Origin of the sequence: Mycobacterium montefiorense, assembly GCF_025823255.1 — a bacterium.
In the GTDB taxonomy this organism is placed as follows: domain Bacteria; phylum Actinomycetota; class Actinomycetes; order Mycobacteriales; family Mycobacteriaceae; genus Mycobacterium; species Mycobacterium montefiorense.
On the sequence record NZ_JACKVL010000012.1, the window covers coordinates 481048 to 501744 of the forward strand.

The following is a 20697-nucleotide window of genomic DNA, read 5'->3' on the forward strand; positions in this document are numbered from 1 at the left end:
TCTCCGGAGCGGGCGCCCGTACTCACGTGGCCGACACCGTCGAACACGCAGCCGCCAGCCCCGACCAGCCGCAGCCGTTCGGGGAATTGGGCCTTAAAGACGACGAGTACCAGCGGATTCGCGAGATTCTCGGCCGCAGGCCCACCGACACCGAGCTGGCGATGTACTCGGTGATGTGGAGCGAGCACTGCTCGTACAAGTCGTCAAAGGTTCATCTGCGCTACTTCGGCGAGACCACCACCGACGCGATGCGCGCGGCCATGCTGGCCGGCATCGGCGAGAACGCGGGTGTCGTGGACATCGGTGACGGTTGGGCCGTCACGTTCAAGGTCGAGTCGCATAACCACCCGTCCTACGTCGAGCCCTACCAGGGCGCGGCCACCGGCGTGGGCGGCATCGTGCGCGACATCATGGCCATGGGCGCACGACCGGTCGCCGTGATGGATCAGCTCCGGTTCGGCGCCGCCGACGCGCCGGACACCCGCCGGGTGCTCGACGGCGTGGTCCGCGGGATCGGCGGCTATGGCAACTCGCTGGGGCTGCCCAACATCGGTGGTGAAACCGTCTTCGACGCGTCGTACGCGGGCAACCCGTTGGTCAACGCGCTATGTGTGGGCGTGCTGCGCAAGGAGGATCTACACCTGGCCTTCGCCTCGGGAACCGGCAACAAGATCATCCTGTTCGGCGCGCGCACCGGCCTCGACGGCATCGGTGGAGTGTCCGTGCTGGCGTCGGAGACGTTCGGTGGCGACGAGGGTGGCGGTCCCGGCCGCAAGAAGCTGCCCTCGGTGCAGGTCGGCGACCCGTTCACCGAGAAGGTGCTCATCGAATGCTGCCTCGAGTTGTACGCGGCCGGGTTGGTGATCGGCATCCAGGATCTGGGTGGCGCCGGATTATCCTGTGCGACTTCGGAACTCGCCTCTGCTGGTGATGGCGGCATGAGTGTCGAACTGGAGACGGTCCCGTTGCGGGCGGCCAACATGACCCCCGCCGAGATCCTCTCCAGCGAGTCCCAGGAGCGGATGTGCGCGGTGGTCGCTCCCGACAACGTCGAGGCTTTCCAGGCGGTGTGCCGCAAGTGGGAAGTGCTGGCCACGGTGATCGGCGAGGTCACCGATGGAGATCGCTTGCGCATCACCTGGCATGGCGAGACCGTCGTGGACGTGCCGCCGCGCACCGTGGCACATCAAGGCCCGGTGTACGAGCGTCCGGTGGCTCGCCCCGAATCGCAGGACGCGCTGAACGCCGACCGGTCGAGCAGCCTGCCGCGGCCGGTCACCGGTGCCCAGTTGCGTGCGACTTTGCTTGCGCTGCTGGGCAGCCCGCATCTGTGCAGCCGCGCATTCATCACTGAACAGTACGACCGATATGTACGCGGCAACACCGTGCTGGCCGAGCACGCCGACGGTGGGGTGTTGCGTATCGACGAGTCCACCGGCCGCGGCATCGCCCTGTCGACCGACGCGTCGGGCCGCTATACGAAGCTGGATCCCTACACCGGAGCCCAGCTCGCGCTGGCCGAGGCCTACCGCAACGTCGCCGCCACCGGCGCCGTCCCCGTCGCGGTGACCAACTGCCTCAACTTCGGGTCGCCCGAAGATCCCGGGGTGATGTGGCAGTTCGCTCAAGCGGTCCGAGGACTCGCCGACGGCTGTGTGGCCCTGGGGATTCCAGTGACCGGAGGTAACGTCAGCTTCTACAACCAAACCGGATCGGACGCAATCCTGCCCACCCCGGTGGTTGGAGTCCTGGGCGTGATCGACGATGTCGATCGGCGCATCCCCACCGCCCTGGGCACCGACCCGGGCGAGACCCTGCTTCTCCTCGGCGACACCCGCGACGAGTTCGACGGGTCCATCTGGGCCCAGGTAACCGGCGATCACCTGGGCGGTCTGCCGCCCGTGGTCGACCTGGCCAAGGAGAAGCTGCTGGCCGAGGTGCTGAGCGCGGCATCACGCGACGGGCTGGTGACCGCAGCCCACGACCTGTCCGAGGGCGGCCTCGCCCAGGCTATCGTGGAATCGGCGCTGGCGGGTGAAACCGGTTGCCGCATTGTGCTTCCCGAGGGTGATGACCCATTCGTGACGCTGTTCTCCGAATCGGCGGGCCGGGTGCTGGTTGCGGTGCCGCGCACCGAGGAGAGTCGGTTCCGTTCGATGTGCGAGGCGCGAGGACTTCCGGCCGCGCGCATCGGTGTCGTCGACCAGGGCTCGGACGCGGTGGAATTTCAAGGCTTGTTCACGGTGCCACTGGCTGAACTGCGCGCGACGTCCGAAGCGGTGCTGCCGCATTTCTTTGGCTCAGCGGCGGTCTGATTCAGGGGTTGATGGTGTTGTCGCCGAGTTGGCGTCCCCACACATGTTCGGCGAAAAGCGGTGAACCGACCTCAAAGTGGTTGTATGGGGCGATGCTCGCGCCGGTGTCCATCACGAGATAGGGGGCGGGCCAGAGCTGGCGGGTAACCGACTGCCAGCATCCCGGTCGCCCGCCGGGTCCGCCCCTGGCGTTGGTCCGCGGTAGGTTCTCCGGATAGATATACGGATTAGGTGCTCCCGCAACGGAACCCGACGAGTGAGCTCCCAATGCATAGCCGTTGTCGCCGAGCGCATTGTGGATCTTTGGTGCGACTTCGTTGAAATTCCTTATGGTGCAAAAGATCTCGGGGCTGTACTCGTCCAGCAGCGCAGCGCTGGGGACCAGATCGGCTGCCCCGCGTGACAGATACGGGCCGCTTCGGCTGAACACGTCGGCACCGCTGTTGCCCAATCCCGCCGCCGCCAGCAGCGCCGCGTCCAGATCGCTTTGCTGGCGGTCGAGTGTCCGCGCGGTGGCCACCGCGTGTTCGAGCGCATTCAACAAGTCCGGTGCGGCATCGGCGTACGTGTCGCCCAGCGCCGCCAGGCGCGCGACGTCGAAGTGGATCTGGGGCATTTGTGGGTTGAGGTCGTCGAGGATCGCGTTGCCGTTGACCAGCGAGTCGCCGAACTTCTCGCCCAACCCGGTCAGCGCCTGCGCCGCCGCGGACAGCGTCAGGTTCACCTTGACCGGGTCGACCTTCTCGGCGATCGAGGTGATCGTCTCGAACAGCGAGTTGAATTCGGTCGTCACCGCCGTCGCGTCGATTACGGTTGATGGTGTAATCGATTGTTGCGCTGGGTACTTCGGCGAACTCAACGCAACGTATTTGTTGCCGAACACCGTGCTCGCCTTCACTTCGGCCGCCACGTTGGCCGGAATCATGCTGACGTACTTCGGCGTCACGTCCAGCACCAACATGGCGGCGGGCTCGCCGTCCCGGGTGATCTCGGAAATACCGGACACCCGGCCGATCTCGACACCGTTGTAGGTGACCTTGGAGCCGGGATCCATCACCAAACCCGCCCGGGCCGCCACCATGGTCAACTTTGTTTTCGGTGTGAGATCCCCACGAAACTCCGAGTACAGGGCCAACCCGATGAGCCCCATGACCGCGATCGTCACGAGGCCGACGATCTTGTACGGCGGCCCGTGGCGCGGCTCCATGATTCTGAGACCCTAAGGTATGGCCGCCCGCGCTAGTGCTGATCCGGTCCAGACGCGACAGGTCCTGATGGACGTTGCGGATTGGCTGCGCGACGAGACGCGCCGGGCACCGGACCGCACCACACTGGCGACGGCGGTACGGCTCACCGCGCGCACTCTGGCCACCGTGGCGCCCGGTGCCAGCGTCGAAGTCCGGGTCCCGCCGTTCGTCGCGGTGCAGTGTGTGTCCGGGCCGAAGCACACCCGCGGCACGCCGCCCAACGTTGTGGAGACAGACCCGAGGACCTGGCTGGCCACCGGCATGTTGACGCTCGCCGACGCACAGGCGAACGGATTGCTAACGCTGTCGGGCTCTCGGGCGGGTGAAATTGACCACTGGCTGCCGTTGTTCGATGCGAGCCGAATATAACTCTGAACTGCAGGTTTAGGGTGACACGCCGAGAACCTCGACGCTCAACACGCCCAACAGATTCGTGCGGGGGCCTTACGTAGCCGTAAACTTCGTAGCGTCACTACCCCTCGCTAGGGAGCCGCCCACTGTGACCGTCCAGGAATCCGAGCAGGACCTGAACTCACCCCGCGAAGAGTGCGGTGTATTCGGGGTATGGGCCCCGGGCGAGGAAGTCGCCAAACTCACTTACTACGGTCTCTACGCGCTGCAGCATCGCGGCCAAGAAGCCGCCGGTATCGCCGTCGCCGATGGGTCTCAGGTGCTGGTCTTCAAAGACCTCGGCCTGGTGAGCCAGGTGTTCGATGAGCAGACGCTGGCGGCCATGCCGGGTCACGTCGCCATCGGGCACTGCCGTTACTCCACCACGGGCGATACCACCTGGGAGAACGCCCAGCCGGTGTTCCGCAACACCGCGGCCGGCACCGGGGTTGCCTTGGGTCACAACGGCAATCTGGTCAACACCGCTGAACTTGCCGCACGCGCTCGCGACGCGGGGTTGATCGCCAAGCGTTGCCCGGCTCCAGCGACGACGGACTCCGACATCCTGGGCGCGTTGCTCGCCCACGGCGCGGCCGACTCCACCCTGGAACAGGCGGCGCTGGAACTGTTGCCGACCGTGCGCGGGGCCTTCTGTCTGACGTTCATGGACGAGAACACGCTGTATGCCTGCCGCGACCCCCACGGGGTGCGGCCGCTTTCGCTTGGACGCTTGGATCGCGGCTGGGTGGTGGCCTCTGAAACAGCCGCGCTCGACATCGTCGGTGCCTCGTTCGTGCGAGACATCGAACCGGGCGAAATGCTGGCGATCGATGCGGACGGAGTGCGGTCCACCCGCTTTGCCAACCCCACGCCCAAGGGTTGCGTCTTCGAATACGTCTACCTGGCCCGGCCGGACAGCACGATCGGCGGCCGGTCGGTGCACGGCGCCCGGCTCGAGATCGGCCGCCGGCTGGCCCGCGAATGCCCCGTCGACGCCGACCTGGTGATTGGGGTGCCGGAATCCGGCACCCCCGCCGCGGTGGGATACGCGCAGGAGTCCGGGATTCCGTACGGGCAGGGCCTGATGAAGAACGCCTACGTCGGGCGAACATTCATCCAGCCGTCCCAGACCATCCGCCAGTTGGGTATCCGGCTGAAGCTCAACCCGCTTCGCGAGGTGATACGCGGCAAGCGGCTCATCGTCGTCGACGACTCGATTGTGCGGGGCAACACTCAGCGTGCGTTGCTGCGAATGCTGCGCGAGGCGGGCGCCGTCGAGGTGCACGTGCGCATTGCTTCGCCACCGGTGAAGTGGCCGTGCTTCTACGGCATCGACTTCCCGTCGCCGGCCGAGCTGATCGCCAACGCCGTCGAGGACGAGGACGAGATGCTCGAGGCGGTTCGGCATGCCATCGGCGCCGACACTCTGGGCTACATCTCCCTGCGGGGCATGATCGCCGCGACCGAGCAGCCGGCCTCACGACTGTGCTCGGCTTGCTTCGATGGGAAGTATCCGATCGAGCTGCCCAGCGAAACCGCACTGGGCAAGAACGTCATCGAGCACATGCTCGCCAACGCGGCGCGCGGCGTCGAGCTGGGCGATCTCGCGGCCGACGAGGTTCCCGTCGACCGCTGACGGAATTCGCCCCGGTACTTCAAAGACGTTTGACACCGGCGCGAAGCGCCTACCGGTAGCCTTTATCGCGATGACCGATCCCGGAAAAAGCCCCGGAGAAGAACCGGGCAGCCAGGGCATTACCTACGCGTCGGCCGGGGTGGATATTGAAGCCGGTGACCGCGCGGTCGATCTGTTCAAGCCACTGGCGGCAAAAGCCACCAGAGCCGAGGTGCGTGGCGGGCTGGGCGGATTCGCCGGACTGTTCGCGTTGCGCGGCGACTACCGCGAGCCGGTGCTTGCGGCGTCCACCGACGGCGTCGGCACCAAGCTGGCGGTCGCGCAGGCGATGGACAAGCACGACACTGTCGGCCTCGACTTGGTGGCGATGGTGGTCGACGACCTCGTGGTGTGCGGCGCCGAGCCACTGTTCCTGCAGGACTACATCGCGGTCGGCCGAACCGTGCCGGAGCGACTGAGCGCGATCGTCGGCGGCATCGCCGAGGGATGTATGCGGGCGGGGTGCGCGCTGCTAGGTGGTGAGACCGCCGAACATCCCGGGCTGATGGAACCCGACCACTACGACATTTCGGCTACCGGGATCGGCGTGGTGGAGGCCGACAATGTGCTGGGACCCGATCGGGTCAAACCCGGCGACGTCATCATTGGGATGGGATCCTCCGGTTTGCACTCCAACGGATACTCGCTGGCCCGCACGGTGCTACTCGAGATCGATCGGATGAACCTGGCCGGCTACGTGGAGGAGTTCGGTCGCACCCTGGGTGAAGAGTTGCTGGAGCCCACCCTGATCTACGCCAAAGACTGCCTGGCGCTGGCCGCCGAAACCCATGTCCGCACGTTCTGCCATGTCACGGGTGGCGGACTGGCGGGCAATTTGGAGCGCGTCATCCCGCACGGGCTGACCGCTGAAGTCGACCGCGGGACCTGGACGCCCGCGCCGGTGTTCGCGATGATCGCCCAGCGCGGCCGGGTCACCCGCGTAGAGATGGAGAAGACCTTCAACATGGGTGTCGGCATGATCGCCGTCGTCGCGCCCGAAGACACCGACCGCGCGTTGGCGATATTGACCGCACGGCATCTGAACTGCTGGGTGTTGGGGACAATCTGCAAGGGCGGAAAAGAAGGCCCACGCGCAAAACTGGTTGGGCAGCACCCCAGATTTTAAAAGCCGGCGTCTAACTGGGAACAACATTGTGCCGATGCATGCAGCATCGGCACGGAGGAAGTTCTAGCGGCGCCAGTCGTCGTGTTCCGCAGAGTCGTCGTCGCTATCCAGCTCGCCGGATCCGTCCTCACCGGTCCCCGCCAGCTCGCGCTGAAGCCGATCGAAATCGGTCTGCGGGGAGCTGTACTTAAGTTCTCGAGCAACCTTGGTCTGCTTTGCCTTAGCCCGGCCGCGGCCCATGGGGGAACCCCCTCGCGCAATAACGGAGCGGCCTAACAAGTAGGCGGCTCCGATCTCTTGGTGTCGTTATTGTCCTGCCGACAGCTTACCGTGCCTCATGGACGAGCGTTGGTGCCCCCTGCCCGCCGTGTTGGACTTCAGCGGACATTATCTGGTGCCGCCCCGCAACCGCTCGACGGCCAGACGCCCGGCGCCGATCTGCTCGGTCGGCGGCAGCGAATCAGGGTCGATGACGGCCGCGACCGAGGCCTCGGGACCGGTCGCCAATTCGGTATCGGCCGGTATCCCGCGCTTGAGCAACGCGAGCGCGATCGGCCCCAGATCCACGTGGTCGACGACGGTACCGAGGCGTCCCACGGCGCGACCGCTGGCGAGCACCGCGTCACCGGTAGCTGGCCGGTCCACCGAGCCGTCGAGGTGCAGCAGCGCCAGCATCCGGGGCGGTTTGCCCAGGTTGTGCACACGAGCGACGGTCTCTTGCCCGCGATAGCAGCCCTTGTTCAGATGGACGGCCCCGACACCGGGACCACCGATCCAGCGCACCTCGTGCGGAATCGTGCGTTCGTCGGTGTCGACGCCGAGGCGCGGACGCACCGCCGCGACCCGGTGGGATTCGTAGGTCCACACCCCGGACGGTCGCACGCCCGCCTCTGTGAAGCGGGTTTGCCAGCCGGCCGCCTCGTCGCGCGGCACCAGCAGTTCCAGTTCCATCTGACCGGCGACCGACGAAGGCATCCGCCGCACAAAGCCACCGCCGGCCAGCGCAATTGCGACCAAGTCGTCGGGCAGCGCGTCCAGGCCAAGCACGTCGAGCACCGCCTGATCGGCCAACCGCGGCCCGATTAGCGACAAGACCGCGGTGTCGGCGGCGGCAACCGTGACATCCGACCAGAACACCATCTTGCTCAGGTAACTCAGCAACGATTCACCGCGCCACGGTTCGGTGTCGAGGTAGGTGACGCCGCCCAACTCGGTCTGTATCCAGTGGTCTTCGACGCGGCCCTGCCCGTCCAGGCTGAGATTCTGCGTGCTGGCCCCGTCGGGAAGCTCGCTGACGTGTTGGGTCGAGATGTTGTGCAGCCAGGTTTGACGGTCCGCGCCGGTCAGCGTCAGGACCGCGCGGTGCGAGCGGACGACGAGCACCGCGTCGGTCTCGGCCGCGCGCTGCTCGCCCAGCGGATCGCCGTAGTGCCAGATAGCGCCGGCGTCGGGTCCGGAATCGGGTGCGGGTACTGCGCTCATGTGCGCTGCTCCTCCTCATCGCTTGGCTCTGCATCGTCGCGAGCGCAGCTCACCTGTCAACTCTACGGATTCGGCCGCCCGGCTACGCCCCTGACGTCGACGGCTAGGCTCTGTCGGCATGGCAGGTCAGACGGGTGTGATCGTCACTCTGGACGGCGAAATACATCCACCCGATGCTCCGCTGCTGCACGCTGACGATCTCGCGGCGGTCCGCGGTGACGGCGCCTTCGAGACCCTGTTGGTCCGCGACGGCGGTCCCTGTCTGGTCGAGTCGCACCTGCGGCGCCTGACGCAATCGGCAAAATTCATGGATCTGCCGGCACCCGACCTGCCGAGCTGGCGGCGCGCGATCGACGTCGCTACCCGGCAGTGGACCAACGGCTCGACCGACGAGGGCGCGTTGCGGTTGATCTACAGCCGGGGCCGGGAGAGCGGTTCGGCACCCACCGCGTATGTGATGGTCAGCGGTGTCCCCGAAAGGGTGGCCACGGTTCGCCACGACGGGGTCGCCGCGATCACGCTGGACCGGGGACTACCCGCGATCGGTGCCGGCGAGATGCCGTGGCTGCTGGCCGGCGCCAAAACCCTGTCCTACGCGGTGAATATGGCCGCGCTGCGGCACGCCGCGGGGCAGGGTGCCGGTGACGTCATCTTCGTCAGCTCGGACGGCTACATCCTGGAAGGCCCGCGCTCAACGGTGGTGATCGCCACCGATTCCGATACGGGTCCCTGCCTGCTGACGCCGCCGCCCTGGTATCCCATTTTGCGCGGCACCACGCAGCAGGCCCTGTTCGAGGTGGCGCGCAGTAAGGGCTACGACTGCGACTATCGCGCGCTAAGGGTTGCGGACTTGCAAGCTGCCCAAGGGATCTGGCTGGTATCAAGCATGACCCTGGCCGCCCGCGTGCACACGCTTGACGGTCGGCGGCTACTTCGATCACCCATTGCAGAGGAGTTCGCCGAGCTGGTCGACGCGGCCATTGTCAGCGATCGCTGAGCGCTGAATTGTGTTGTCGGCTCGGGGAACGGCGGGTACGGTCGGCCGTACACAGGGAAGGAGGTGGTCCGCGAAATTGATAGCTTCATGGACATGTGAGGTGGCTACCCGCTAGCTGCACTGGCTTCCGAAGAGCTAGTGGCCTTTACGCGCGCTGGCGAATTCCCGGTAGTCACCCGGCCCCCGAGCTTCCCGGTCTGTCCAACCGGGCGCCTTACTCGGGGGCCGCTCCATGTCATCCGCTGTTACTGGACGACTCTTCCGGCGATCTGCTCGGCGATCTTGCCCGCTTGGCCGGGCTCCGCATTCGGGCCGCACGTCGTCACGTCAATGACCGTGGCGCCCTGCGCATGCAGCACGTGGTGGCAGGTTTTAGCGTTGTCACCCCGGGTGCGCTGTTGCGCGATCTTCGGCACGGTGCCGCCGACTTCCGCGAAAGCCCAGTCGTAGCTGTTGCCATTGAGCTTCTCCGTCACCGTTTTTCCGGCGCAGGTCTTCCACTTTTCCGCGGACTCCCGGACGAATGCGCTGGCCGCATCGGGTGACGAGAACTCGGCGACCGATTCGATGATCCGGTTCGGCGGGTCCTGCCCGGCCGTGTGCACAACCAGTCCGCCCACCGCTTTGAAGCCGCCGGCGCCCTGGTACACCGCCGCCAGGGCGGGCTCGTAGCTGCCAGCGCAGGCCGGGTCGGACAGTGTCCATTTGGGATTGCGTAGCTGGCTGAATTTTTCGCCGGCCACCATGTTCGGGTCACCCACGACGGTGCCGACTTCCGCGGCTCCGATCAGATAGGAATCGAGCTTCCCCGAGCCGGGCGATGAGTTCGAACCCGAATTAAGCTCTGCCGGAGCAGAATTCGAGTTGGAGGCTTTCGGAGCCGGTTTGGTTTTGCCGCCCTGAGTCGTCAGCATCACGACGACCGCGATCGCGACGATGACAGCCACCGCGGCACCGCCGATCAGGATCAGCCGCTTGTTAGACCCGCCGCCGGTCCTCGCTCCGCCGCTCACCGTGGTCGGGACGGTGACCGCGGTCGAGCCGCTGGGCTGGGTGGCCGCGGCCGCCGGCGGTGGGACCTTGGCGGCGCTGCCCGGTGGCCCGTCCTTGGCCTCGATTTCGGCAAGCACGTTGTCGATTTCGCTTCGGGTGCGGTATGTGACGTCGTGCCGTAGGCGCAGCATGCGCAGAAGCTGCGCGATGTCGCTGCGCGCGCTGGGATCGTCGCCGTCTTCGTCGAACCCCGACCTCAACTCGATCAGGAGCTGGATCTGCTGCTGGGGGCTGAGCTCCTTTTCGGCGAGGGTGTTCCCCATCCGGGTGATGTAACCGAACGGCACCGGCGGCTCTTCGGGCAGCGGGTCGGGCAGCGGCACCGGCTTGCTGCGGAGCCCGTGCACCGCGGTGACTAACTGAATGCCGGCGTCAACCGTCGGTTCCCGGTAGTCGATGATCTGCAATGCGGCAAGGGGATTCACCCGCATGCTGTCGACGTCACCGATCCGAACGGGAAGGATCGGACGGCCCAACGCCTGGGCGTAGCGCAACTCCGCCTGACTCGGCTTGGATTGCAGCCAGTTACTCGAGAGCGCGACGATGAACACTTCACAGTCGCGGATCTGCTCGAGGATCTTGGCCCACCAGGAGTCGCCGCCTCCGAGCTCTTGGTCGAACCACACCTGATTCTGCCCGCGCCGCAGGGCGGTGGTCAGGGCGTCGACCGTCGTCCGATCTTGGCTCGAGTAGCTGATAAACAGCGCCATCGCAGTCTCCTAGGGTCAAGCGGAGCGAACGAGAGGGGGCGAAAGCCTGCCTGCGCGACCCGTACGCACATGCGCCGATACCGTATCAGTGTTGGGGCTCTTCGGGATGCGCAAATTTTCAGCGAGATTCGGCGTAGCGCCGCGCGAACTCTTCCCCGGGAACTGGCCACTGCTCGCCGCTGGATCCACGTACCACCCAGTCGCCCTCCGCGGCGGTCGTCGGACCCTCCAAAGTGTTAACGGTCTCGCCCGGATAGGCCGGACGAGCTTGCACCCGCCCCTTGCGCTGCCACTGCCCGTCGCCCGCCGGCTCGTAGGTGTCCCGGAAGATGTCGTCGCGCACCGACCACACCTTTGCGTCCTCGTGGATCTCCCAGTCACCGGCGGCGGCGCGCATTGTGTGCCCCGAGTCCGACTTCCATGTCCATGGCGCGCTTCGTTGTTCGGCGATGACCGTTCCCACCCGCGTGTAGGACTGCCACAGCGGCCGCGACCGGAAACCCAGCTGGCGCAGGCTCCACAGCGTGCCCGCCAAACTCCGCACCGCGGCATTGAGCAGATCCGGGTCGCTTTCCACCACCGACCAGTCGACGAGCTTGTTGTGAATCTTGCGTGAGTCGTCGCGCGGGGAGCCGTACTTCCAGCCGTTGCGGCGGTAGTAACGGCACCAATCCTCATGCTCTGCCTGGGCCATGCGCAGCGCGGAGTCATGGTCGAAGCCCATTAACGCAAGCTGTTCGGCCGGAGCCAATCCCGCCATCTCGCTGCCGGACAGCTGGGCGGGTGGGCTGCCCCAGGTATTCCAGGTGTGTCCCGCGATCTGCTCCACCATCCACAACGCGTTGCGGACCTGGCGCCGATTGGAACCGCGGTAGAACTCGTTGAGCTCGGTCCACGGCATCGCGGCCGGAGACCGGGGGCCTTCCGGATCGATCGTCGAGACGTAGCGCTCGTGAATCAGCCGTGCCGCACGCTCCCACGCGTCTTGGACCTGACCCTCCCGGGTGTCGAGCACCAGCGAGTAAGACTGCAGCCGGCCGACGACCTGGATGGAGTCGTCGCTGATGCTGGTGTTGAGATCCGAGGCGTAGATCGGCATGTCGGGGAAGCGGGCGGCCAGCCTTGCCGCGGTTGTCCCGGCCAGGGCGTCCACGAAGATCACCGCACTTGTTGCCGGCTCGGCGTCGCCGATCAGCTTCAGCATGGTCGGTACTGTCGGCGCCTCGGCGACCGCGTCGATCGTCGGCCCCTCCGAGGCGAATCCCGCTTGCTGACGGTGGAATTCGTGATCGCGCAGGTACTCTTCGGCGTCTCTTTCGACGAGGGTCAGCGCGGGCAGCGCCACCGCACCGGGCGGAGTGTAGAAGTCGCGTTCCAGGGCGCGCTGGGTCAGGTCCGCACACAGTGCCAATGTCAACTGTGAAGTGCCGCAGATAAATACGTGCTTCGTTCGCTCCGTTGCGATGACGCTGTCGAGGAGCCGGCCCGCGGTCACCTCGTATTTGCCGACGACGTCGGCAGCCCAGCGGGTGTCCGATCCGCCGAACTGCTGGGCGCGCCACGCCTGGGCCAGCCAGGGATCGTCCATCCGCACGATCAGGGGCAACCGCTGCTTGTTGGCGACCTCGGAGAGCCGGCGGCTGATCAGGTCGAGCCACAACAGGTTGACCGCCGGGTCCGGAGCCATCAGGTAGAGACGAGATAGGTTGCGCCACAAACGGAGTGATACCAGGGTCGACGGTGTATTGAAGTCCACCAGCACCACCCGGGCGCCCTGTCTACGGGCTCGCTGCACGCGGTCGTCGCTGGCACCGGTGATGACGACCAGGGTGCTGCGCCGGTCCAGGGTGCGTGCGACGGCGCTGATCATCGATTGGGTGTCGGCGTCGACACCGACGACGGCCGTGACCGATTCGGCGACGTTGGCGCGCAGCCGATCCACTTGGGATCGGAAGACTCCGACCACGACGCCGCCCAGTCCGGTGAAGATCGCCGACAACGCCGCGATTCGGGCCAGTTCCAGGCCGACGGGCGTGGGGTTCGGGCAGGTTCGCCCGCCCACCGAGAAGTCGCCGGTGCCGCCCTTGACCAGACTGGCCGTCGCCATCAGCGGAGTGAACAAGGCGGGGTGGTTGGCGTCGTGACATCCCCAATAGGAGGTGAGCCCCAAAAGTGCTGTCATCGGGACAAGGGCTGCGATCAGGGTGAACGAAACACCCACCACTCGGTGGCTGCTGCCCGAGCGGAAGGTCAGCACCGATGCCCAGATCAGCACGATGACAACGATCGCGAGCGTCGGCATCGATCCCGGCTGGCCGAACTATCGCACACCTCGCGGCAACGCGTCGGTGATCGAGGGCCTCAGATCCAGCACAGCCAGATAGACGATCAGGAGCAGGCCGACCGCGGTTAGGGCCCATCGCAGCGTGGGCGAGGGTGCCCTGTTGGGACGCATCCGCCGATCTCCCTTCGCGCGGTGTCGGCTGTTCGGACGTCGAACAGTACACGCAAAAGGTCGGCCGAAAGCAATGGTTTCGTGCGAGTGCCGAATTACTCGCTAGCTACTCCCGAGTTCCTAAGTCGGGCAACAGCAGCGGGCCGCTAGCCGACGAATCGTGATAGCCGCGCCGACAGGTGCGGGACCAGTCCGCCGTCGGCGTCCACCCGCTCCTCGACGTACGCCAGGTCGCCGCCTTCGACGATGCCGTAGAGCCGCTTGGCGCCCCCGACCAGCACGCCGGTTCGGCTGCGGGCCAGAGCGTCGGTCACCAGGTCCCACGACGACTGGCTACGCGGTCGCCCATAGAACAATTCGACGTAGCCGGACGAGTGGGCGAGCAACAGCTCGATGGCCTGTGACTCGCTCGGGTCGTCGGGATCGAGGACAAAACGCCAGAAGCCGGTCTCGCGCAGGCCGGGTTCCTGGTAGTTGCCGTCGTTGTCGAGCCGCCAGGACCTGGCTTCCCAATTCAGGTAATCGCCGCCGTCGTGCGAGACCACGATCTGCTGGCCGAAACGGTAGTCACCATCGGGTCCGCGGCCCTCGCCCTCACCGCGCCACACGCCGACCAGCGGCAGCAGAGCCAGCAGTGCGTCGTTGAGGTTGGCGCCTTCGCGCAGGTTCGCGGTATCGGCCGGGACCGGCAGATCGGCGAAGGCCGGGATATTGCGCGCGGCGGTCACCTTGGCTCGTTCGGCGGCGGCAGCCACCGCGCGGTCGCCGGAGCCTGCAGAACCGGACGGACCCTCAGGGGCCTCGGCGTGAGTCACGACTCGTCGGTGATGAGTCGGTAGAGGGTGTACAACGCAAACCAGGAGATGACCAGTACTGCCGCGACCAGAATGATCTCAAAAAAGAGCACCACGATAGTGAGTCTATTCGCCTCGCTCCGTCCGCGGCGTGCCCGGGGATCCGGCCGCGGCGCAGGCGGTCAGGCGATCTTTACGTCCACCTCGTGGATGCCCGCGCCCGACGGTGACACAACGGCGTCGCCGTTGCCCGCTTTGGACAGGGCGCGCAGCGTCCACGCTCCCGGTGCCGCGAAGAAGCGGAAGTCACCGGTGGCCGACGCGACGACCTCGGCGGTGAACTCGTCTGACGAGTCCAGTAACCGGACGAACGCGCCACCGACGGCCTGACCGTCGCGATCCACGACGCGGCCGGTGATCACGGTTTCTTTCTCCAGGTCGACGCTGGCGGGCAACGTCTGTCCTTGCCTAGGTGCAGAGCACATATCAGCTTCCCAACTCGATCGGGGCGCCCACCAGGGAGCCGTATTCCGTCCAACTGCCGTCGTAGTTCTTGACGTTGTGATGCCCGAGTAATTCCTGCAGAACGAACCAGGTGTGCGACGAACGTTCCCCGATTCGGCAGTACGCAATCGTTTCTTTTGTGCCGTCCAAGCCGGCGTCGGCGCAGAGCTTGGCCAACTCTTCGTCGGACTTGAAGGTCCCGTCGTCGTTGGCGGCCTTGCTCCACGGCACGTTGATGGCGCTGGCGATGTGCCCCGGCCGCTGACTCTGCTCCTGCGGCAGGTGCGCAGGAGCGAGGATCTTGCCGGAAAACTCGTCGGGGGAGCGCACGTCGACCAGGTTCTTGGCGCCGATGGCGGCGATCACCTCGTCGCGGAAGGCGCGAATGGTGTTGTCCGGCGCGGCAGCGGTGTAGGAGGTCGCCGGACGGTTCACCTCGTCGCTGGTCAGCGGGCGTCCGTCGAGTTCCCACTTCTTGCGACCGCCGTCGAGCAGCTTGATCTTCTCGTGCCCGTACAACTTGAAGTACCAGTAGGCGTAGGCGGCGAACCAATTGTTGTTGCCGCCGTAGAGGATCACGGTGTCATCGTTGGCTATGCCGCGGTCGGACAGCAGTTTGGAGAATTGCTCCGCGTCGACGAAGTCGCGCTTGACCTGGTCCTGCAGGTCGTCTCGCCAGTCCAGCTTGATCGCGCCGGCGATGTGGCCTCCGTCGTACGCACCGGTGTCCTCATCGACCTCGACGAATACGACGTTCGCGGCGTCGAGATTTTTCTCAGCCCACTCGGCGGAGACCAGGACGTCGGAACGTGCCATGGTAGGGATTCCTTTCGATAACTTTCGATGAACTGCGGTTACGCCGTACCGGCGGTCGGTCGTAAGCGAACCACGAGGGGATAAAGCTGACAGCCCAGGCAGATGCCGAAGGCCGCATTCAGGAAGGCCGCCACCAGGGCGAAGGCCGTTGCGACGACACCCACCAAAGGCGCGCCGGCGGCGAATCCGGCAGCACCGACGATCGCGAAGATCAGGCCGACCAACTGGGCGAACTTCAGCGGCGGCACCGGCTCGCGCTCTTTGACCGGGCTCAGCCGCGGCGCCACCAGGGTCGCGAACAACCGGCCGTAGGGGTGCCGGCGCGGGCCGCCGAGAGCGCCGATCGCAAAGACCACGGCCTGCAGGCCCAGAATGATCGCGGCTGCCGACGGACTCAGCGCCGAGACGATCAGGGTCGCAACCAGCACCGCCGTCGTGACCCAGGCCGCGAATCTGGGTCCACGAACGTCGACGCGATCCAGCGCGGCACTGGTATTGCTGCTTGACACGAAAGACTCCTATTTGCCTGTTGCACGGAAACGGTGGGGACATGCCACGGTGGTGTTCCGGGCTGCTCCGAGTGCTGCGCGGGCGGGCGCGGCTACTCAGCAGCTACAGCAACAGCAACAACAACAACCCGCGATGCGGCACAGATCGACTGCGCGACGGTTGGTGAGCATGGGCTCCATGCGGGATGACACGTCGGTTAGCTTACCCAATGACATTGCGATCAAGCCAACAGCGGTTCGAGGGCAGACCGCAGGTCGGCGGCCTTGGGGACACCCGATGTCCGGTAACGCTGTCGTCCGTCGACATCGAAAATCAAGGTTGTCGGCAGCGACAGCACCGAAAACTGGCGTGCCGCGCCCGGGTTGGCGTCGATGTCCACCTCGACGTGGGCTACATCGCCGAGGTTTTCGCAGACCTGGTCGACCACCCGGCGTACCCGATCACAGGGTCCGCACCACGGTGCGCTGAAATGCACGACGGTCGGTCCGCTGCGGGACAGACCCAGGCCCGCGGTGTCGGCGTCGTCGCCCTGGCCCGGGCTGGAACCGACTTCTTTGATGGCTCCCGAGCGCCGCGTCAGCAACCAGCCCACCACTGCCGCTAAGGCAAGCGCCGCGGCGATCGCGACGATGACGGTGGTCACTGGCGCCGCTCCATCTCGTTGTTTCGCGCTGCAAGGTCTCCGGCGCGGGTCATGACTGCTTAAACCCCGCGAGGGTCACGGTTACTCCCGTGGTGATGCCCTCGATTATCACGTCCGAGCCGCGCGCTCCCACGGTGTGAGGCGCCACGCCGAACGGAAGTCGCTGATTGGGCAGCCTGGCGGTGAAGGCGCGCAGCACCGCGTCGCGCTTGTCATCGGGAACGGTTTGGTTGGCGGTATCCGGTCCGGTGAGGACGCCGGTCGGCGTGAACACGAGTGTCGCCTGGTCGTCGGCGGCGATGGATAGGTCCACCGAGATGCTTACCCGATGGTCGAAGTCGGCCGATTTCGGTGTACCGCTAAAGACCAGTCCGTGGTTGCCGGAAATCCCCGATTCAGTGGTGCCACCGGTGGCGTCGTTGGTCTCGGCGGGTGGTGCCTCAACCATCAGGTCGCCCATGCCCAGGTATCGGCCCAGGTGCGTCGAGTCGATGATGATGCGGCTTTCCAGCTTGCCGACCGGAAGCTTCGCATCGGGTCTGATCAGCCACGATGCATCCGTCAGGCCGATCGAGTGCATGGTTGCTTCCAGCGTGGCCTTACCGGTCATCGCGTGGTCGACGCCGTTGGCCTTGATCTCGAGCTCGTTGTAGTGGCGACGCATCGCCTGTGGGATGAATGGGAAGGCCAGGATGGCCACGAAGGGGTCCGACCCCAGGTTTGCCGCCTTGCGCACGGTGCGCGAGAGCTGGTACTCGGCATAGATGCTGGCTCCGTAGTCCGCGCCGACGGCACCGATGACGATCACCGCCACGGCGGACACCGCGACGATCACACTGATCAACACCCTGCGCATCCGCATATTGTGGCGCAGTTCGCCGCGGCGCGCGGCGGGGGATTGCGGTCAGGCCCGCCTCGTGGTGGGGCTCACAGTAACTGACAACGACACGTACAAAGGCCAGGTAGCACGTTATCGTTAGACGACCTGGCCACTAACGCCACGTGGCTGCATGAATCTGGGAGATGCCTTTCCCACGAGCTGGAGGGGCTTGTTGGAGCTACTACTACTGACCTCGGAGCTGCATCCCGACCCGGTCCTGCCGTCGTTGTCGTTGCTCCCCCACACCGTGCGGACGGCGCCGCCCGAACCTTCCTCGCTGCTGGAGGCGGGGACCGCGGACGCGGTGCTGGTCGACGCGCGCACCGATTTGTCGGCCGCGCGTGGGCTTTGCCGGCTGCTGAGCACGGCCGGCCGGTCGGTGCCGGTCATTGCTGTCGTGGCCGAGGGCGGCCTGGTGGCGGTCAGCGCGGATTGGGGGCTGGACGAAATTCTGTTGCCCGGCACCGGGCCGGCAGAAGTCGACGCCCGGATCCGGCTGGTGGTGGGTCGTCACGGCGGGCTGGCCGACCAGGAAAGTGCCGGCAAGGTCAGTCTCGGTGAGCTGGTGATCGACGAAGGCACCTATACCGCGCGGCTGCGCGGCCGCCCGCTCGACCTCACCTATAAAGAATTCGAGCTGCTGAAGTACCTGGCCCAGCATGCCGGCCGGGTGTTCACTCGCGCCCAGCTGCTGCACGAGGTGTGGGGATACGACTTTTTCGGTGGCACCCGGACGGTCGATGTGCACGTGCGCCGGTTGCGGGCCAAGCTTGGCCCCGAGTACGAGGCATTGATCGGAACCGTGCGCAACGTGGGTTACAAGGCCGTCCGGCCGGCGCGCGGCAGAGCACCGATCGCAGCGCCCGACGAGGCCGCCGAAAGCGACGAGCACGACGTGCAGAATCTCGAAGACCCGCTGGCCGACCCGCTCCACAGTCAGTGATCGCGCCCGACTGGCGCTCCGCACTGACCACCGATGAGCAGCAGCGTGTGCGTGAATTGGTTTCGGCGGCAACAGAATTCGATGGGATAGCACCCGTCGGAGAGCAGGTTCTGCGGGAACTCGGGCACAACCGTACCGATCATCTGCTGGTCACCAGCGCCTCGGGTAACACGGTCGAGGGCTACCTCAATCTCAGCCCGCCGCGGGACGACGGGAACGGGATGGCCGAACTCGTCGTGCACCCGCAGGCCCGCCGGCGCGGTATCGGCACGGCGATGGGACATGCGGCGATCGTCAAAACCGGTGGAAGCAACAGGTTCTGGGCGCATGGCACGTTGGAGCCGGCCCGGGCGACCGCGTCCGCGCTGGGTCTGGTCCCGGTGCGGGAACTCGTCCAGATGCGACTCTCGCTTCGCGAGATCCCCGATCCGGTAAGCCCGATGCCCGGCGTGCGGGTCCGCAGCTACGCGGGCACCGGCGATGACGCCGAGCTGCTGCGGGTCAACAACGCCGCGTTCGCCGATCATCCGGAACAGGGCGGGTGGACCGCGGCCGATCTGGCGGAGCGGCGCGGCGAGGCGTGGTTCGACCCCGCGGGTTTGTTCTTGGCGTTCGGCAACACCGAAAGCGACGAAGCGGGCCGGCTGCTCGGCTTCCACTGGACCAAAGTGCACCTCGATCAACCGCGCCTGGGCGAGGTGTATGTCCTCGGTGTCGATCCCTCGGCGCAGGGCCGCGGGCTCGGGCAGCTGCTGACGGCCGTCGGCATCGAGTGGTTGGCTCGACACCTGGCCGGACCGTCAAACGCACACGAGGTGACCGTGCTGCTCTACGTCGAGGCGGACAACGTTCCCGCCTTGCGGACCTACCAGCGCCAGGGATTCACCACCTACAGCGTCGATACCGCTTACGCGCCGGCGCCAACGGCGAGCTGAGCAGAAAGCATAGGCAGCAGTGGTGTGCCCGTTGACTATTCACCGCACGTTCACCACTTGGGCAATGGGTCAGAAAGGGCGAGATCGGTGAGCCTGGACAGCGTGGGCAAGACGCTGGCGGCAGTGGTGTTGGCGATCACGATGACCAGTGCGGGGTTGACCGCCTGCGGCAACGACGACAATCGCCGCGATCCGGCGCAAGCCGCCTCCGGACCCGCCGGGACGGTGACCTGTACCGGCAAAGGCGAACTGACCGCGGAAGGGTCGACCGCCCAACAGAACGCGATCGCCGTGTTCAGCCACGTCTGGGGCCAGTACTGCCCGCGCAAATCGGTTTCGTACAACCCGACCGGCTCGGGTGCGGGCCGCGAGCAATTCATCGCCGGCCATGTCGACTTCGCGGGATCGGACTCGCCGCTGGTCGCCGACCAGATCCTGCCCGCGACCAAACGCTGCGACGGCAACCCGGCGTGGGACCTGCCACTGGTATTCGGATCGGTGGCCCTGGTCTACAACCTGCCCGGGATACCTACGCTGACCCTCAACAGTGATGCGCTGGCCAGGATTTTGACCGGCACGATCGCCGTCTGGAACGACCCGATCCTGGTGGCGCTCAACCCCGGGATAGCGCTGCCCGGCAGCAATATCACGCCCGTTTACCGGGCGGACTCATCCGGAACCACCGACAACTTGCAGAAGTACCTGACGGCCGCCGCACCCGAGACCTGGTCCAAAGGTGTCGGCACCGAATTTCAGGGCGGTGTCGGCGAAGGGGCAGCGAAGTCGTCTGGTGTCATCCAGGCGGTGCGCACCACCCCCGGCGCCATCGGATATGTCGAAAAAGGCTTCGCCGACCAGGCAGGCGTTCCGTACGCGCAACTCGACACGGGCAATGGAGTGGTTCCGCTGACCAATGAGACGGCCACCAACGCTGTCAACACCAGCACCTTCGTGGCGCCCGGCAACGACCTGGTGCTGAACCTGGACTCGATGTACAGCACCGCCCAGCGGGGTGCTTACCCGTTGGTGCTGGTCACTTATGAGATCGTCTGCTCGAGGGGATACAGCGCAGAGACCGCAGCCGCGATCAAGTCGTTTCTGACCGTGGCCGCGAACTCCGGTCAGGCCAACCTCTCGTCGGTCGGCTACATCCCGTTGACCGATAAGGTCAAGGAGCGACTGGTCGCCGCGATCGATGCGATGCAGTAGCCCCCGGGCCCAA

Annotated in this window: 21 protein-coding genes; 8 read left to right on the plus strand and 13 right to left on the minus strand. The window is 66.1% G+C overall.

Annotated features, from left to right (window positions below; translation table 11 throughout):
- Positions 1–26 precede the first annotated feature (26 nt).
- Positions 27–2315, plus strand: a complete 2289-nt coding sequence (gene purL / locus H7K34_RS11985; protein ID WP_264062449.1) for a phosphoribosylformylglycinamidine synthase subunit PurL — start codon at positions 27–29, stop codon at positions 2313–2315.
- A 1-nt stretch (position 2316) separates the two neighbouring features.
- On the opposite strand, the gene H7K34_RS11990 is transcribed toward purL, so the two are convergent.
- Positions 2317–3522, minus strand: coding sequence for an MCE family protein (locus tag H7K34_RS11990; RefSeq protein ID WP_264062123.1), 1206 nt, complete (start codon positions 3520–3522; stop codon positions 2317–2319).
- 19 nt (positions 3523–3541) lie between these two features.
- On the opposite strand from H7K34_RS11990, the gene H7K34_RS11995 reads away from it, so the two are divergent.
- The 3 genes from H7K34_RS11995 to purM all read left to right on the plus strand — a co-directional run bounded on the left by H7K34_RS11995 (position 3542) and on the right by purM (position 6753).
- A complete protein-coding gene (locus tag H7K34_RS11995) occupies positions 3542–3931 on the plus strand; it encodes a sterol carrier family protein (protein WP_264062124.1) in 390 nt (129 codons plus the stop codon).
- A gap of 130 nt (positions 3932–4061) precedes the next feature.
- A complete protein-coding gene (purF, locus tag H7K34_RS12000; protein ID WP_264062127.1) occupies positions 4062–5588 on the plus strand; it encodes an amidophosphoribosyltransferase in 1527 nt (508 codons plus the stop codon).
- 70 nt (positions 5589–5658) lie between these two features.
- Positions 5659–6753: a phosphoribosylformylglycinamidine cyclo-ligase gene (gene purM / locus H7K34_RS12005; protein ID WP_108920492.1), complete on the plus strand. Its 1095-nt coding sequence runs from the start codon at positions 5659–5661 to the stop codon at positions 6751–6753.
- Between the two features lie 63 nt (positions 6754–6816).
- Here purM and H7K34_RS12010 read toward each other — a convergent pair whose 3' ends face one another.
- Together H7K34_RS12010 and ygfZ are read right to left on the minus strand one after the other, a co-directional pair.
- On the minus strand, positions 6817–6993 hold the full coding sequence (locus H7K34_RS12010; protein ID WP_264062131.1) for a DUF3073 domain-containing protein: 177 nt from the start codon (positions 6991–6993) through the stop codon (positions 6817–6819).
- Between the two features lie 147 nt (positions 6994–7140).
- A complete protein-coding gene (gene ygfZ, locus H7K34_RS12015; RefSeq protein WP_264062133.1) occupies positions 7141–8235 on the minus strand; it encodes a CAF17-like 4Fe-4S cluster assembly/insertion protein YgfZ in 1095 nt (364 codons plus the stop codon).
- Positions 8236–8371: 136 nt separating this feature from the next.
- Between ygfZ and H7K34_RS12020 the strand changes: the two genes are divergently transcribed.
- Positions 8372–9232: an aminodeoxychorismate lyase gene (locus H7K34_RS12020; protein ID WP_108920582.1), complete on the plus strand. Its 861-nt coding sequence runs from the start codon at positions 8372–8374 to the stop codon at positions 9230–9232.
- A 245-nt stretch (positions 9233–9477) separates the two neighbouring features.
- Here H7K34_RS12020 and H7K34_RS12025 read toward each other — a convergent pair whose 3' ends face one another.
- The 10 genes from H7K34_RS12025 to lmeA form a co-directional block, all read right to left on the minus strand.
- Positions 9478–10995 (minus strand): sensor domain-containing protein, encoded by a 1518-nt coding sequence (locus tag H7K34_RS12025; RefSeq protein ID WP_264062134.1) that lies wholly within the window; start codon positions 10993–10995, stop codon positions 9478–9480.
- 118 nt (positions 10996–11113) lie between these two features.
- The gene (locus H7K34_RS12030; RefSeq protein WP_264062137.1) at positions 11114–13297 is read right to left on the minus strand and encodes a hypothetical protein; all 2184 of its coding nucleotides are present in this window, start codon (positions 13295–13297) and stop codon (positions 11114–11116) included.
- Between the two features lie 18 nt (positions 13298–13315).
- The gene (locus H7K34_RS12035) at positions 13316–13450 is read right to left on the minus strand and encodes a hypothetical protein (protein ID WP_264062139.1); all 135 of its coding nucleotides are present in this window, start codon (positions 13448–13450) and stop codon (positions 13316–13318) included.
- A 146-nt stretch (positions 13451–13596) separates the two neighbouring features.
- On the minus strand, positions 13597–14265 hold the full coding sequence (locus H7K34_RS12040; protein ID WP_108920497.1) for a nitrobindin family protein: 669 nt from the start codon (positions 14263–14265) through the stop codon (positions 13597–13599).
- Between the two features lie 161 nt (positions 14266–14426).
- Positions 14427–14729, minus strand: a complete 303-nt coding sequence (locus H7K34_RS12045) for a DUF1416 domain-containing protein (protein WP_108920498.1) — start codon at positions 14727–14729, stop codon at positions 14427–14429.
- 1 nt (position 14730) lies between these two features.
- Entirely contained in the window at positions 14731–15564 is an 834-nt protein-coding gene (locus tag H7K34_RS12050; protein ID WP_264062142.1) for a sulfurtransferase, read from the minus strand.
- A gap of 38 nt (positions 15565–15602) precedes the next feature.
- The gene (locus H7K34_RS12055; RefSeq protein ID WP_264062144.1) at positions 15603–16073 is read right to left on the minus strand and encodes a DUF4395 domain-containing protein; all 471 of its coding nucleotides are present in this window, start codon (positions 16071–16073) and stop codon (positions 15603–15605) included.
- Positions 16074–16169: 96 nt separating this feature from the next.
- Complete coding sequence (locus H7K34_RS26915) at positions 16170–16289, minus strand: Ms5788A family Cys-rich leader peptide (RefSeq protein WP_372510743.1); 120 nt, start codon at positions 16287–16289, stop codon at positions 16170–16172.
- A gap of 5 nt (positions 16290–16294) precedes the next feature.
- Positions 16295–16717, minus strand: coding sequence for a thioredoxin family protein (locus H7K34_RS12060; protein ID WP_264062145.1), 423 nt, complete (start codon positions 16715–16717; stop codon positions 16295–16297).
- Positions 16718–16766: 49 nt separating this feature from the next.
- Positions 16767–17579 (minus strand): mannan chain length control protein LmeA, encoded by an 813-nt coding sequence (lmeA, locus tag H7K34_RS12065; protein ID WP_264062147.1) that lies wholly within the window; start codon positions 17577–17579, stop codon positions 16767–16769.
- A 187-nt stretch (positions 17580–17766) separates the two neighbouring features.
- On the opposite strand from lmeA, the gene H7K34_RS12070 reads away from it, so the two are divergent.
- From H7K34_RS12070 to pstS, 3 genes are all read left to right on the plus strand, one after another.
- Positions 17767–18540, plus strand: a complete 774-nt coding sequence (locus H7K34_RS12070) for a winged helix-turn-helix transcriptional regulator (RefSeq protein ID WP_108920583.1) — start codon at positions 17767–17769, stop codon at positions 18538–18540.
- Positions 18537–19475, plus strand: a complete 939-nt coding sequence (mshD, locus tag H7K34_RS12075) for a mycothiol synthase (protein WP_264062149.1) — start codon at positions 18537–18539, stop codon at positions 19473–19475. Before H7K34_RS12070 ends, mshD begins: the two co-directional genes overlap by 4 nt.
- A 141-nt stretch (positions 19476–19616) precedes the next feature.
- Positions 19617–20684, plus strand: coding sequence for a phosphate ABC transporter substrate-binding protein PstS (gene pstS / locus H7K34_RS12080; protein WP_264062450.1), 1068 nt, complete (start codon positions 19617–19619; stop codon positions 20682–20684).
- Positions 20685–20697: the final 13 nt, after the last annotated feature.